This window comes from Pseudoalteromonas sp. SR43-2 (assembly GCF_014163885.1).
In the GTDB taxonomy this organism is placed as follows: domain Bacteria; phylum Pseudomonadota; class Gammaproteobacteria; order Enterobacterales; family Alteromonadaceae; genus Pseudoalteromonas; species Pseudoalteromonas distincta.
Genome location: NZ_JACJED010000019.1, coordinates 1 through 13,692, shown reverse-complemented (window position 1 = coordinate 13,692; position 13,692 = coordinate 1). Strand labels below are relative to the sequence as shown.

Annotated in this window: 13 protein-coding genes; 11 read left to right on the top strand and 2 right to left on the bottom strand. The window is 39.3% G+C overall.

Features of this window, described 5'->3' with window-relative positions:
* Nucleotides 1-136 precede the first annotated feature (136 nt).
* Complete coding sequence (locus H5120_RS15210) at nucleotides 137-565, bottom strand: Lrp/AsnC family transcriptional regulator (RefSeq protein WP_002958609.1); 429 nt, start codon at nucleotides 563-565, stop codon at nucleotides 137-139.
* 194 nt (nucleotides 566-759) lie between these two features.
* Between H5120_RS15210 and H5120_RS15205 the strand changes: the two genes are divergently transcribed.
* From H5120_RS15205 to H5120_RS15190, 4 genes are read left to right on the top strand one after another with little or no spacing between them, the layout of a single operon-like run.
* Nucleotides 760-1,965: an aspartate aminotransferase family protein gene (locus H5120_RS15205; protein ID WP_182675400.1), complete on the top strand. Its 1,206-nt coding sequence runs from the start codon at nucleotides 760-762 to the stop codon at nucleotides 1,963-1,965.
* A gap of 50 nt (nucleotides 1,966-2,015) precedes the next feature.
* Entirely contained in the window at nucleotides 2,016-3,050 is a 1,035-nt protein-coding gene (gene astA / locus H5120_RS15200; protein WP_024595454.1) for an arginine N-succinyltransferase, read from the top strand.
* A gap of 7 nt (nucleotides 3,051-3,057) precedes the next feature.
* The gene (gene astD, locus H5120_RS15195; protein WP_182671202.1) at nucleotides 3,058-4,524 is read left to right on the top strand and encodes a succinylglutamate-semialdehyde dehydrogenase; all 1,467 of its coding nucleotides are present in this window, start codon (nucleotides 3,058-3,060) and stop codon (nucleotides 4,522-4,524) included.
* 35 nt (nucleotides 4,525-4,559) lie between these two features.
* Nucleotides 4,560-5,363, top strand: a complete 804-nt coding sequence (locus tag H5120_RS15190; RefSeq protein WP_182675399.1) for a DUF1338 domain-containing protein — start codon at nucleotides 4,560-4,562, stop codon at nucleotides 5,361-5,363.
* 72 nt (nucleotides 5,364-5,435) lie between these two features.
* Here the strand turns inward: H5120_RS15190 and H5120_RS15185 are convergent, their stop codons facing one another.
* Nucleotides 5,436-6,716, bottom strand: a complete 1,281-nt coding sequence (locus H5120_RS15185; protein ID WP_002958615.1) for a flavohemoglobin expression-modulating QEGLA motif protein — start codon at nucleotides 6,714-6,716, stop codon at nucleotides 5,436-5,438.
* Between the two features lie 146 nt (nucleotides 6,717-6,862).
* On the opposite strand from H5120_RS15185, the gene H5120_RS15180 reads away from it, so the two are divergent.
* The 7 genes from H5120_RS15180 (at nucleotide 6,863) to H5120_RS15150 (ending at nucleotide 13,641) form a co-directional block, all read left to right on the top strand.
* Nucleotides 6,863-7,120 carry a DUF3081 domain-containing protein gene (locus H5120_RS15180; protein WP_008169639.1) on the top strand — a complete coding sequence of 86 codons (258 nt, stop codon included), beginning with the start codon at nucleotides 6,863-6,865 and terminating at the stop codon, nucleotides 7,118-7,120.
* Nucleotides 7,120-7,425, top strand: a complete 306-nt coding sequence (locus tag H5120_RS15175) for a hypothetical protein (RefSeq protein WP_002958617.1) — start codon at nucleotides 7,120-7,122, stop codon at nucleotides 7,423-7,425. The genes H5120_RS15180 and H5120_RS15175 overlap by 1 nt, the downstream gene beginning before the upstream one ends.
* A 409-nt stretch (nucleotides 7,426-7,834) precedes the next feature.
* Nucleotides 7,835-8,410 (top strand): transcriptional regulator BetI, encoded by a 576-nt coding sequence (betI, locus tag H5120_RS15170; RefSeq protein ID WP_002958618.1) that lies wholly within the window; start codon nucleotides 7,835-7,837, stop codon nucleotides 8,408-8,410.
* A 1-nt stretch (nucleotide 8,411) separates the two neighbouring features.
* Nucleotides 8,412-9,875 carry a betaine-aldehyde dehydrogenase gene (gene betB, locus H5120_RS15165; protein WP_182675398.1) on the top strand — a complete coding sequence of 488 codons (1,464 nt, stop codon included), beginning with the start codon at nucleotides 8,412-8,414 and terminating at the stop codon, nucleotides 9,873-9,875.
* A gap of 11 nt (nucleotides 9,876-9,886) precedes the next feature.
* Nucleotides 9,887-11,554: a choline dehydrogenase gene (betA, locus tag H5120_RS15160; RefSeq protein WP_182675397.1), complete on the top strand. Its 1,668-nt coding sequence runs from the start codon at nucleotides 9,887-9,889 to the stop codon at nucleotides 11,552-11,554.
* A 158-nt stretch (nucleotides 11,555-11,712) separates the two neighbouring features.
* Nucleotides 11,713-12,930, top strand: a complete 1,218-nt coding sequence (locus H5120_RS15155) for a BCCT family transporter (RefSeq protein WP_149592981.1) — start codon at nucleotides 11,713-11,715, stop codon at nucleotides 12,928-12,930.
* A 9-nt stretch (nucleotides 12,931-12,939) separates the two neighbouring features.
* Nucleotides 12,940-13,641, top strand: coding sequence for a TorF family putative porin (locus H5120_RS15150; protein ID WP_024603578.1), 702 nt, complete (start codon nucleotides 12,940-12,942; stop codon nucleotides 13,639-13,641).
* Nucleotides 13,642-13,692: the final 51 nt, after the last annotated feature.

The window sequence follows — 13,692 nt, the reverse complement described above, 5'->3', positions numbered from 1 at the left end:
GAAAATAGCGCCTAGGAAGAACCTTTTGGGGGCTGTTAATTTAACCTTGAAGGTTAAACAGACCCTAGCCTTTTTATTATTGACCTAGAGTATACCGAGTGTTCACTTAACGACTAAAACAAAAAACTCACTGACTCTAGCGCTTAAATTTAGTTTCTAAAATAACAGAAGATGTTGTGCGCTCCACCCCATCAAGATTTCCTATATCGTCCAACAAATGACTAAGCTGTTCTAAATTTTGAGCCTGTACCACCGCAATTAAATCAAACTCACCACTTATGGCATATAGCTGTGAAATAGCATCAATTTGCTTAAGCTCAATGTTTGTTTTAGTCGTTAATTTTTGTCTTACTTTTATAGACACATGAGCTGATACCATTTTACTAAGGTAGTCGTCACCGTAATCAACGCTATAGCCTTTAATTACACCGGTTTCTTCTAATTTGAGCATTCGGCTCTGTACTGTTGAACGAGACAAGTCAAGCATTCGCGCAAGATCAGAAATACTCGCTCTTGCATTTGTTTTTAGTACAGAAAGTAGCTTTTCATCTTGTGGAGTTATCATAATGGTTATTTTCTTCGTTATTTTGACTTTTATTTTAATCATTTTTCACAAAATAGCACTGCAATTTTAACAGCTAACCTTCGATAATGACACCTAACAGAAATAATAACGTGTTTGCTGAAGAATAAAGGCTATATTCTTCTTTGAGTTAGCAACTAATCTTTTATCTAAGCCCATTAAATTTAGGTGTAAAAATGCAAGTAACAAGAGACTTATTTAACGACGTAATGGTACCAAACTATAACCCATCAGCAATTATCCCAGTTCGTGGTGAAGGTTCACGCGTTTGGGATCAAAATAACAATGAGTTCATTGATTTTGCCGGTGGTATTGCCGTTAACTGTTTGGGTCACTGTCATCCTGCATTAGTTAAAGCATTAAAAGAGCAAGGCGAAAAAATTTGGCACTTATCAAATGTTATGACCAATGAGCCAGCACTTCGTTTAGCTCAAAAAATGGTTGAAGCAACATTTGCTGATAAAGTTTACTTTGCAAACTCAGGTGCAGAAGCAAACGAAGCAGCCCTCAAGCTAGCGCGTCGTTATGCATTGGACGTATATGGCGCTGAAAAAACGCAAATTATTGCATTTAATAAAGGTTTCCATGGTCGTACATTCTTTACAGTAACTGTGGGCGGGCAAGCGGCTTATTCAGATGGCTTTGGTCCAAAACCTGCGGACATAGTACATTGTGATTTTAACGATATAGCGGCATTTGAAGCGCTGATCAGCGATAAAACATGTGCTGTTATGATGGAACCATTACAAGGTGAAGGCGGTATTATTACACCAACAGATGAATTTGCTAAAAAAGTACGCGAACTTTGTACTAAACATAACGCGTTACTTATTTTTGATGAAGTACAAACGGGTGTTGGTCGCACAGGCGATTTATACGCCTATGAAGGTTTAGGGGTTGTTCCTGACATTTTAACAACGGCAAAAGCATTGGGTGGTGGTTTTCCAATTGGCGCTATGATCACTCGTACACCTATTGCTGAGCATTTAAAAATTGGTACTCACGGTTCTACTTATGGCGGAAACGCACTTGCTTGTGCTGTGGCCGAAGCGGCATTTGATACAGTAAATACACCAGACGTACTAAACGGTGTTAAAGAGCGCGAACAATTATTCCGTGACGGATTAAACGCAATTAACGAAAAATATAACGTATTTAGCGAAGTACGTGGTAAAGGCTTATTAATTGGCGCGGTACTAAATGACAAATTTGAAGGCCGCGCACGCGACTTTTTAATAGCCAGTGCTAATAATGGTTTGATGAATCTTGTAGCGGGTATGAATGTAATTCGTTTTACACCGTCTTTAATTATTCCGTTTGAAGATATTAAAGAAGGCTTAGCGCGCTTTGAAAAAGCCGTTAGCGACGTAGTAAACGGTTAATATAGTTTAAATTAGCACGCCTAATGGCGTGTTATTGGAGCAAGCAATAAATGCAAGTATTACGTCCTATTACTGCTAATGATTTTGACGCGCTTAAACAAATAGCGATTGAATCCGGTCATGGGTTTACCTCTTTACCTGTGGACGATACACAGCTTAAAGAAAAAATTGAACGTGCTGAAAAAAGCTTTGCCAAAAACATTAACCAGCCACTTGATGAAAGCTATTTATTTGTTTTAGAAGACAGTGAAACAGGTGACGTTATTGGCACAACCGCTATAGAAGCCGCGGTAGGTTTATCGGTGCCTTTATATCATTATCATTTGGGTAAAACAGTACACCACTCGCCTACTTTAAATGTATATAACACCGTTGATATTTTAAGCATGTGTAACGACTACACTGGTTGCTCAGAAATATGTACATTATTTTTGCGCGAAAATAGCCGTAAAGGCCTAACGGGTCGATTTTTATCTCGTTCACGTTTTTTGTTTATGGCTCAGCACAGCGAGCGTTTTGCCGATACTGTTATCGCAGAAATGCGCGGTGTTAGCGACGAAGACGGTCATTCTCCTTTTTGGCAATGGCTACAAGAGCACTTTTTTAGTATCGAATTTCCACAAGCGGATCACTTAGTTGGCTTAGGCGATAAGGTGTTTATTAGCGAGTTAATGCCTAAATACCCTATTTATGTGAACTTGCTTAGTAAAAAAGCCCAAGCAGTGATTGGGCATGTGCATGAAAAAACAAAACCTGCGCTAAAACTATTAGAAAAGGAAGGTTTTGAGCACAGAGGCTACGTTGACTTATTTGATGCAGGCCCAACAGTTGAAGCAAAGCTTGGAAATATTCGCAGCATTCGCGACTCTCAAGTTTGTCCTGTTACGATTGGCGAGCTTGATCACATATCACAAAATAGCTCTGATACGCTGGCTGTATGTAACCAAGGCGTAAGTGGCTTTAGAGCGACATTTACCAAAGACGCACACTACAATCATGCAAAACATACCCTCGTCATTAGCCAAGATGTGGCTAAGGCGCTTAATTTAAGCCAAGGAGATGCAGCGCGATTTTTCCGCCTGTAAATAATTTATGAATACACACCTAATTAATAATCAGTGGCATGTGGGACTTGGTCCAGCATTTGAGTCAATCAATCCAAGTAATGGCGATGTGGTATGGCAAGGTAATGGCGCAAACACTGATCAAGTAAATTCAGCTATAAAAGCAGCTAGAGCCGCGCAATTACAATGGGCAGACAAACCACTTAAAGAGCGTATCGCCATTTTAGAAAACTTCGCAGCACAATTAAAAGAACACAGCGAAGAATTTGCTACTATTATTGCACGCGAAACGGGTAAGCCATTATGGGAAACCCGCACCGAAGTGGGCGCAATGACAGGTAAAGTAGCTATATCTGTAAAAGCGTACCATGAGCGTACAGGTACAACCGAAAACCCAATGCCCGGTGCTAAAGCGTTTATTAGACACAAACCGCATGGCGTTGTGGCTATTTTTGGCCCATATAACTTTCCGGGGCATTTGCCAAACGGGCATATTGTTCCTGCAATTTTAGCCGGTAATACTGTTGTATTTAAGCCATCAGAATTGACTCCGCACGTTGCAGAATTTACCCTCTCACTTTGGTTAAAAGCAGGTTTGCCCGCGGGTGTTATTAACCTTGTCCAAGGTGAAATTGAAACAGGTAAAGCGCTTGCTTCTCATAAAGATATAGATGGCTTGTTTTTTACCGGTAGCTCAAACACAGGCCACTTATTGCATAAACAGTTTGCAGGACATCCTGGCAAAATTTTAGCACTTGAAATGGGCGGCAATAATCCTCTTATTGTAAAAGATGTGAGCGATATAAGCGCCGCTGTACACGATATTATTCAATCAGGCTTTATTACCTCAGGTCAACGTTGTACGTGTGCACGCCGCTTATTTATTGAAAAATCAGCCAACGGCGATGCTATTTTAGAAAAGCTAATAAGCGCAACTAAAAACATAGTTGTAGACGACAGTTTTGCTACAGAGCAGCCTTTTATGGGTGCAATGATAAGCGAAAAAGCAGCACTGGGTATGGTTGCCGCGCAAAGTGAATTAGTCTCAAAAGGTGCACAAATCCTTGTTGAACTTAAGCAATTAAAACCAGGCACAGGTTTTGTAAGCCCGGGCATTATTGATGTAACAAGCATTACCGACATGCCAGATGAAGAGCATTTTGGGCCGCTAATTAAAGTGTATCGTTACACCGACTTTGACAGCGCAATTATTGAAGCCAACAACACAAGCTTTGGTTTATCTGCAGGTTTACTTAGCGACAGTGAAGATGATTACACTCACTTTTTAAAGCGCATTCGTGCCGGTATTGTTAACTGGAACCGCCCCATTACAGGAGCCTCTAGTGCAGCTCCATTTGGCGGTATTGGCGCCAGTGGTAATCACAGAGCAAGTGCCTATTACGCCGCCGATTATTGCGCATACCCTGTCGCATCTGTGGAGTCAGATAAAGTGAGCTTACCGCAAACCCTAGCGCCGGGCTTAGTAATTGAATAAGCAATAAAACCAAATTTTAGATTTAAGGACTTAACATGCATACTGATGTAAATACATTATTTGAGAACCTTTGGGAAAACTATTTAAACGTAACTCCATCGGCAGATAAAATTCACGACCTTTTAGGGTCAACGCAAAAAGATGACATCATTAACGATCATATTGCGCTGCGTACATTTAATATAGAAAAAGTGGGTCTTGAAAAGCTCGCCGCTCACTTTTTAGCAATTGGTTACAAAGAATGTGGTGAATACCACTTTGAAGCTAAAAAACTTTACGCAAAACACTATGAGCATAGCGATCCTAATCAGCCAAAAGTATTTATCTCTGAACTATTAGTAGAAAAATGCTCGCCAGAGTTACAAGCCATCGTGACAGATATGGTAAGTCAAATTGACGAAAGTGCAGTTACAGCAGACAACTTCTTGTATTCAGGCACGCATTGGCAAGTAAGCACCGATACTTACAAGCAATTGCTAGCTGAAAGCGAATATGCAGCGTGGATGTCGGCGTGGGGTTACCGCGCCAATCACTTTACCGTAAATATTAATACGCTTGCTAAGTTTGATAACATTCATGATGTTAACCAAGCTCTAAAAGATGCAGGTTTTTCGCTTAATACATCAGGCGGCGAAGTTAAAGGCTCACCAGAGGTGTTACTAGAACAATCATCAACACTTGCTGATGAATACTCTGTTACCTTTAGTGACGGTGATATGAGCATTCCTAGCTGTTTTTATGAGTTTGCTATTCGTTACCCTCAAGCAGACGGCGAGCTTTATACTGGTTTTGTTGCAGCCTCAGCTGACAAAATATTTGAAAGCACTAACGCGCGATAATTACATTTAAAGTACTTTAATTTAAAAGCCCGTTACGGGCTTTTTTTTATGTCGGTAAGTTATGTTGATTAATTATAAAAATAGCGGTTTATAATCGTTTTCTAACTTTTCAAACGACAAGTCGCCAATAAAACGACCGAAGCTCAACCAAGTTGCCAAACCGCGTAAGTCTTTAAAGTGTGGTGGCACAAATTGTGGGCTCTCTATTACACCTAAATCATGAAGCTGCGATATTAATCTAAAATCATCTATCGATATTTTACCTACCAATAATAAAGGGAGTCTATCTATTCGACCAAGCTGTATTGCAACGCGTATTAAATTATAAACCAGTACAAAGCCTTTAATGTAGGCAATATCTTTTGTAAAAGGCAAACCTGTTGGCGTACTGCCTCTAAATACACGCTGCGCGAGTGTGTAGCTGTCGTCTTTTGATAAACCTTGCGCTACGTAATCACGGTAAATGTCTACAAATTCAGCACCGTCAATTACCTTTGTAACCGCTTGAATACGGTTAACTAATTTAGATAAACGCCTTGGAGTCGATTTTAAAGTAATAATTTCGGTAAGTACTGCTAAGCCTTCTTGGGTAATAGTTGAGCTAGGCGTGCCTTTACTCAAACATGTTAAATACGGCTGTGCTAAACCATTTTGAGTGGTACCTACGTGTATCCACCCTTCGTGAACTTCTAAAATATCAAGTTCGCGCTGAGAAAACTTAACATCTTGATTAAGCTTTATATTATTAGCACCTGCGGCTGCATCACTAACAATACCATCGCTAAGCATTACCTCTACATTTATGCCTGCCATACTAGCGGTTACTTGCTCAGACAGAATACGCACTGCATCAACAGCATCAATATTTTTAGGGTCGTCAGGCAGTATGTCGGCTATAAGTAAATTTTGCAGCGGTTTATCTAGCATATTAGCTAGCTCAGAAAGTGAGGGCTCACCGGCATGAAATAAATCTTTAGGGTGACCAAATAACTCCACCGATAAGTCATGAAACTCTGGCGTTCCACGATACTCAAGCATGCTTAATACTGTTTTATACTCTGTGCACATTTTTCCCATGTATTGAGCTATGGGATTTAACTGCCCCAATTGGTTAATAATGTTACGGTGCAAAGTAGAAAACGCTTGGCGTAACTCGCTAGGTACAAAACCAAGATCGCGCTGTTGATAGTATGCACGATCGATGAGTGGGTTTTTTTGACATTTCTGTCTAAAAAACTCCTCTTTAGTTTGTTTATCCCAATTAATAGCATCGAGTATCCTAATAGGCGTTTGCAATGCAATTAATTGATCCGATAACTCACGAGTTTTTAGTAGTAACGCCTTGTCTATCATGGTGTAAGCTCAACAATAAATGAATTTTGAGCATAATTTAAAAAGGCCAAATTACAAAGCAATATCACATTTTTTTAGCTATTGTTTTTAAAATGATCGACCCTCATATCTATATCGTATGAGTTACTAAATAAAAGGTATAAAGCATGAAAAACGAACTCGACAATAAACAGATTTTAGCCGTATATGAACGCATAATTCAAAAAGGTGAAATGACTGATGAAGGCAAACATTATCAGGGAGTTACTGCATATTCAGACGTAGACGGTTACACCGTATATCTACAAGGCAGCGGCGTAGAACTGCGCTTTGGTTTTCATAATACTTACCACCTAGACTACGAACATGAAAAGCATAAAGACGACTTTTTGAAAAAATTATATAACATTGCAAACGAGAGCTAATGCACCCACGAAAACTAAGACACCGCCCGACCAGTAAGCTCAATACTACTTTTATTAATCAAGTAGTAGAAGAGCTTAAAGCTAATCCAAGTAAAGTCTCTATTATTCAAGACAACCTAGAACAGTACCGTTCTCAAACTCATTTAAAGCGTGGTTTTTTACTGGCTATAGAGCGCTTTGATTGGGTATTTGAAGCAAGCAAAGATATTGATTTCATTTGCCAGCAAATTTTAGCTGATGACTACATTGGCAATAGACTAAGACGTTACCCCCTACTTTTTAAAGGCGTTATTAATAATGCCTGACCTTTCAATACCAAGCGCTTTAAAACGATAAAACCACAAAGTTTACTCTCCATATAAATTTATTAGAGCACTAAGTAATTGCAGGTTTAGTGCTCTTTTGTATCAAAATAATACTATTAGTACTCTAACTATTATTGTTCTAATGGTTTTTTGACATTTTATTCATTTATTGCTGTAAACAAATCATTACTATTATTAAATTTAAAAATTAAATTCTCAAGCCACTGTTTTAAATGAAATTAAACAAATAAAAACCTCATCTTCTTTGTCTTATTAATTGCACTTTTATTAATGATTAATCTACATTTTGGCATCTAGGCATTTACTTCAGCCTTGAATTGTTAGAGCTATTACCTTAAGCTTATGTTTATTGAACGTTCAATTAATAAAAATTATGCCTAAAGTCGGAATGGAACCTGTCAGACGTCAGCAGCTAATTGACGCAACTATAGAGTCAGTTGCTACTAAGGGACTACAAGGCACAACAATAAACAGCATTAGTAAAAATGCAGGTTTATCGTCAGGCATCATTAGTCATTATTTTAATGGTAAGCAGGGGTTAATTGAAGCCACGGTTAGATACTTACTAACAAGCTTAAAGCAAGGCTTAATAAGTAAAGTAAATCATCAAACCACTGCCATTGAGCGTTTAATGTTTATTATCGAAGCCAACTTTGCGCTTGTACAACAGCGTAATGATACAACCCGAACGTGGTTAAGTTTTTGGGCGCAATCGATGCATGATGAAGAATTACACAGACTACAAAACGTAAACAGTAAACGCTTGCAAAGTAATTTAGCATTTTCTTTTAAGCAATTAATGCCTATTGAGCAAGCAAATCAAGCTGCAGAACTTAGCGCCGCAATGATCGATGGCCTATGGTTAAGAGCAGTACTGAGTAAATCAGACAATAATCAGTTTAAACACAGTGAAAAGTTAGCAAAGAGCTATGTACTTTCACTTATCAAGCAATATGGAGCCTAGCGTGACTACACCTGTCTATCAAAATTTTATTAACGGCCATTTTCTTGCAAACCAGAGCGGCAAAACATTTGATGTAACAAACCCAGCAACGGGTGAGGTTATTTACGCAGTAGAAATTGCCGACGAATTTGTTCAAAAGGCAGCCATTGCCAGTGCAAAGCAAGGTTTTGCACAGTGGTCAGCAATGACACCTATTGAACGTAGTCGTATTTTATTAAAAGCAGTGGCTATTTTACGCGAGCGCAATGATGAGCTGGCACTTGTAGAAGTACTCGACACCGGCAAACCAATGCAAGAAGCAAATTGTGTTGATATTGAAACAGGCGCTGATGTAATTGAATACTTTGCAGGCCTTGCGCCAGCACAAGTAGGCCAACAACAAATGGTTGGTGATGACTTTTACTACACACGTAAAGAGCCATTAGGTATCTGTGCGGGTATAGGTGCATGGAACTACCCACTACAAATTGCATGTTGGAAGTCGGGCCCTGCCCTTGCTGCTGGTAATGCATTTATATTTAAACCATCTGAAGAAACACCACTTGGCGCTATTAAACTTGCAGAAGTATTTGTTGAAGCTGGTGTACCTGCAGGTGTGTTTAATGTTGTTCAAGGCGCAGGCGATGTAGGCCAGTGGCTAACGCAGCATAGCGATATTGATAAAGTATCGTTTACGGGTGAAGTAGGCACAGGTAAAAAAGTAGTAGCGAGTGCTGCCGGTACGTTAAAAGATGTCACGATGGAACTTGGTGGTAAATCTCCACTATTAGTATTTGATGATGCCAACATAGAGCAAGCGGTTAGCGCTGCTATGTTAGGTAACTTTTATACGCAAGGCGAAATTTGTACTAACTGTACACGTATTTACGTTCATAAAAATGTATATCAGCAGTTTATTGATGAGCTTAAAGCGCGCACTGAGAAAAACATTATTGCTGGCGACCCACAAGATTTAAATACAAACTTTGGCGCACTTATCTCTAAAAAGCACCAAGAACTAGTAATGAGCTACGTTAATAAAGGCATCGAAGAAGGTGCAACGCTATTAACTGGTGGTACAACGCTTTCACCTGAATCTGCACCTAATGGCTATTTTGTAGCACCGACTGTGTTCATTGATTGCAACGACGATATGACAATCGTTAAAGAAGAAATATTTGGCCCTGTAATGAGCGTTCTTGTTTTTGACGACGAAGACGATGTTATTGCACGCGCTAACGCAACCCACCTAGGCTTGGCCGCAGGCGTATTTACTAGCGATATTAAACGTGCGCACCGCGTTATTCACAAGTTACAAGCTGGTATTTGTTGGATTAATGCATACGGTAACTCACCTGCTGAAATGCCAGTTGGCGGTTATAAGCAATCGGGTATTGGCCGTGAAAATGGTATACAAACTCTTGATCAATACACGCAAACTAAGTCTATTTATGTTGGTATGGCCGACATAGAAAGCCCATTTTAAGGCGCCCTACTATGAGTAATCATTACGACTATATTATTGTTGGCGCGGGTTCGGCGGGTTGTGTTTTAGCAAACCGTTTATCTGAAGATTCAAGTAACCGCGTGTTACTACTTGAAACTGGCGGTAGTGATAAAAGTATTTTTATAAAAATGCCAACCGCGTTATCTATTCCTATGAATAGTGACAAATATGCATGGCAGTTTCATACGCAGCCTGAGCCTCATTTAGATAACCGTGAGATGCATTGTCCTCGAGGCAAAGTATTAGGCGGCTCGTCATCTATCAACGGCATGGTATACGTACGTGGCCATGCAAAAGATTTTGACGAATGGCAGCAACACGGTGCAAACGGCTGGGATTACCAATCGTGTTTACCGTATTTTCAAAAAGCAGAAAGCTTTTATCTTGGTGAAAATACTTACCGTGGTGGCAAAGGCCCGCTTGGCGTTAATAACGGCAACGAAATGAAAAACCCGCTTTACCGCACCTTTATCAAAGCAGGTGTACAAGCCGGTTACGCGTCTACAGATGATTATAATGCATCGCAGCAAGAGGGTTTTGGCCCAATGCACATGACTGTAAAAGACGGCGTGCGCAGCTCTGCTTCGCGTGAGTATTTAGACCCTGTTAAATCGCGTAGTAATTTAACAATTATTACAGGTGCACTAGCACAGCGCGTGATTTTAGATGGTAAAAAAGCCACTGGCATTGAATACAAAGTAAATGGCGACGTTAAAACTGCACATGCTGCAAAGGACGTTATATTAAGTGCAGGCCCTATCGGCTCTCCACATATTTTACAACTCTCTGGTATTGGTGATACTCAAGCGCTTGAAAAAGCAGGCGTTGAAATACAGCATCATCTACCAGGTGTAGGTCAAAACTTACAAGATCATCTTGAGTTTTACTTTCAATACAAGTGTAAGCAACCTATCACGCTTAACGGCAAACTAGGCATTGTTTCAAAAGGGTTGATTGGTGCGCGCTGGTTATTAACGCGTTCGGGTTTAGGTGCAACGAATCATTTTGAATCGTGTGCGTTTATTCGCTCAAAACCAGGTGTTGAATGGCCAGATATTCAATATCACTTTTTACCAGCGGCTATGCGTTACGATGGTAGAAGTGCATTTGCAGGTCATGGTTTTCAGGTACATGTTGGTCATAACAAACCAAAAAGTCGCGGTAGTGTCACTATTGCTTCTGCGAACCCTGAGCAACCACCAACCATTTTATTTAATTACCTTGAACACCAAGACGATATTGAAGGCTTTAGAGCGTGCGTTCGCTTAACACGCGACATAATTGAGCAAAGTGCCTTTGATGAATACCGCGATGAAGAAATTCAACCAGGTAAACATATTCAAACAGATGAAGAAATAGATGCCTTTGTACGCCAAGCTGTAGAAAGTGCCTACCACCCTTCTTGCTCATGCAAAATGGGTGAGGATGATATGGCCGTTGTTAATTCAAATACGCAAGTACATGGTATTGAAGGACTACGTGTTGTTGACTCATCTATCTTCCCAACAGTCCCTAACGGAAACTTAAATGCGCCTACTATTATGGTTGCCGAAAAAGCAGCTGACATAATTTTAGGTAAAGAACCATTACAGAAATCGGATGTGAATGTTGCCATAACAACAAATTGGCAAGAAACACAACGTAGCTCGGAGATCTAATTTTAGCCACATGCTTAGGTTTAGCCTCGTCGGGCTAAACCATTGCGTGCCTTGCAGTGGCACACGATGTAAATAGGTTACGTTGTGTTAATGCGAGAATAAAACAATAAAATACGGAGTGCTTATGAATTATTTTTATTCATTATTGGAGGGTAACAATGACTATTTGGCTTAATGCAGGCATTATTTTTACCTTACTTGCTATTATCACTATTTTAATTAAATGGGGTAATGTTCGCGTAGTAGGTGTAACACCAGTTAGAACCTTTACGTTTATAGCAATACTATTTACTTCTGGCCTTGATGTTGGCCTCATAATGTTTCCTTTAACTGAGTTTGCAGGTTATGCAGACATAAAAGCAAGCCCAGAATACGCGTTTGCAAATCCATTGGCTATTGAGTTTGGCTACTGGGGATTTTTGATCTGGGGATTTTACTTTCTTACGTGCTTTTATTTCTGTGTAATAGAACCTAAAGTGAAATTTTTCGAAATTCCTTGGGTTAAATTTATCAACAACGTTGTAATTATTGGTACATGTGCATTTACCGCTTATTTACTGCTTACAAACCTACCATGGTATTTACCCGAATTAGGCGATGGAACAAGTATAGTTTCTGAGTTTTATTTAATTGTCTTTGCGGCTATCTGTTTTGCTGTTTACTCAAGTACTGATATTAAATATGTACGTATTTTAAGTATTTCTACTACGTGGTTATTTTTAGCTTTAATCGCATTTATGTGGGTTGGGGCATTTGTGATTGGTGATAGTCAAATGTCTGCATTTACAGATAACTTAGGCTCTATTGGTACTTACTTTGCAAACATTAATGAATTTGTTTTACCGCTTAATGATTACCATGAGTTTTACTTATTCTGGTGGTTTGCGTGGAGCATAATGATTGGTCAATTTACATCTCGCTTTGTTGGTGGACTTAAAACATACCAAGTATTAGGTGCTATGTTGATTTTCCCTTCTATTCCTATTGCGATTTGGTTTAGCGTACTTTATCACTACCATGAAGCGGGCATTCCAACTCAAGGTATTAAAAACTTCGCTATGGTATTTGTAGGTATTGTATTTGTAATTAACTCACTTGATTCGTTAGTGCGTTTATATACAGATAACCTAAACTTTACCGTAAAGCGTTTTGGCAAAATGAAATACATAATCGGAAATGTTGTTGCTCTATCGTTACTTACACTATTGTTTAAATTAGAATTTTTACAAATTCAGTGGGTAGGCGCATTAGTTATCGGCTTGTTCTTTATTTGTGCAGCTTTTATTGGTTACAGTAAATTTAAAACAGTAACGAATATAGATAGCTCACCAAAAGCAAACGCAATTGATTACACAAAAATAGACACAGTACACTAGGGATTAATAATGAATAACAAACTAAAACAACTTGTAGTAGCACTACCATTTGCACTTTTATCAACAACTGCAGCAGCTGATTGGTCAACAACAATCACTGCGGCGTCTGACTACACTTTTAATGGTGTAACACAGACCGATAGCGACCCTGCAATTCAAGGCAGCTTAGATTATGCCTTTGATAGTGGTGTTTACGCTGGTGTTTGGGCTTCAAACGTAGATTTTGGTGACGACACTGATTTTGAGCTTGATGCTTACTTAGGTAAATATGTACAACTTGATGAGCAATTTAGCGTTGATTACGGTATTGCTTATTACACTTATCAAGGTAATAACAGTGACGGTAACTACGCTGAAGCTTACACTAAGTTTGGTTATGCAAGTGAATACGGCCAAACTGAGCTTAACTTTTGGTATAGCTGGGATTACTTTGGAACAGGTGCGGGTCATGTAATTTCAATGGTTGCTCACACGTATGAACTAGCTCCAAATCACGCACTACGTGCAAGTTTTGATATTTCAAACTCACTTGATGGTGAAAAGTGGGCTTGGGATACAAACCAGAAAAAATCGTACAAGCACTACCGCCTAGCTTATCAAACAAGCTACGAAGGTTTTGGTATTGAAGTGGCTGCTGAAAACACTAGCTTAGATTACGATTATGCTGATGAGCGTATTGTACTTGCTGTTTCACGCACATTTGATCTTTAATACATCAATTACTGAGTAAACAAAAATGCCACTCTATTTAGAGTGGCATTT

What these genes read in the sequence shown, in the direction of transcription:
- H5120_RS15210 (WP_002958609.1), bottom strand. Translation starts at nt 565, where the DNA reads ATGATAACTCCACAAGATGAAAAGCTACTTTCTGTACTAAAAACAAAT.
- H5120_RS15205 (WP_182675400.1), top strand. Translation starts at nt 760, where the DNA reads ATGCAAGTAACAAGAGACTTATTTAACGACGTAATGGTACCAAACTAT.
- astA (WP_024595454.1), top strand. Translation starts at nt 2,016, where the DNA reads ATGCAAGTATTACGTCCTATTACTGCTAATGATTTTGACGCGCTTAAA.
- astD (WP_182671202.1), top strand. Translation starts at nt 3,058, where the DNA reads ATGAATACACACCTAATTAATAATCAGTGGCATGTGGGACTTGGTCCA.
- H5120_RS15190 (WP_182675399.1), top strand. Translation starts at nt 4,560, where the DNA reads ATGCATACTGATGTAAATACATTATTTGAGAACCTTTGGGAAAACTAT.
- H5120_RS15185 (WP_002958615.1), bottom strand. Translation starts at nt 6,716, where the DNA reads ATGATAGACAAGGCGTTACTACTAAAAACTCGTGAGTTATCGGATCAA.
- H5120_RS15180 (WP_008169639.1), top strand. Translation starts at nt 6,863, where the DNA reads ATGAAAAACGAACTCGACAATAAACAGATTTTAGCCGTATATGAACGC.
- H5120_RS15175 (WP_002958617.1), top strand. Translation starts at nt 7,120, where the DNA reads ATGCACCCACGAAAACTAAGACACCGCCCGACCAGTAAGCTCAATACT.
- betI (WP_002958618.1), top strand. Translation starts at nt 7,835, where the DNA reads ATGGAACCTGTCAGACGTCAGCAGCTAATTGACGCAACTATAGAGTCA.
- betA (WP_182675397.1), top strand. Translation starts at nt 9,887, where the DNA reads ATGAGTAATCATTACGACTATATTATTGTTGGCGCGGGTTCGGCGGGT.
- H5120_RS15155 (WP_149592981.1), top strand. Translation starts at nt 11,713, where the DNA reads ATGACTATTTGGCTTAATGCAGGCATTATTTTTACCTTACTTGCTATT.
- H5120_RS15150 (WP_024603578.1), top strand. Translation starts at nt 12,940, where the DNA reads ATGAATAACAAACTAAAACAACTTGTAGTAGCACTACCATTTGCACTT.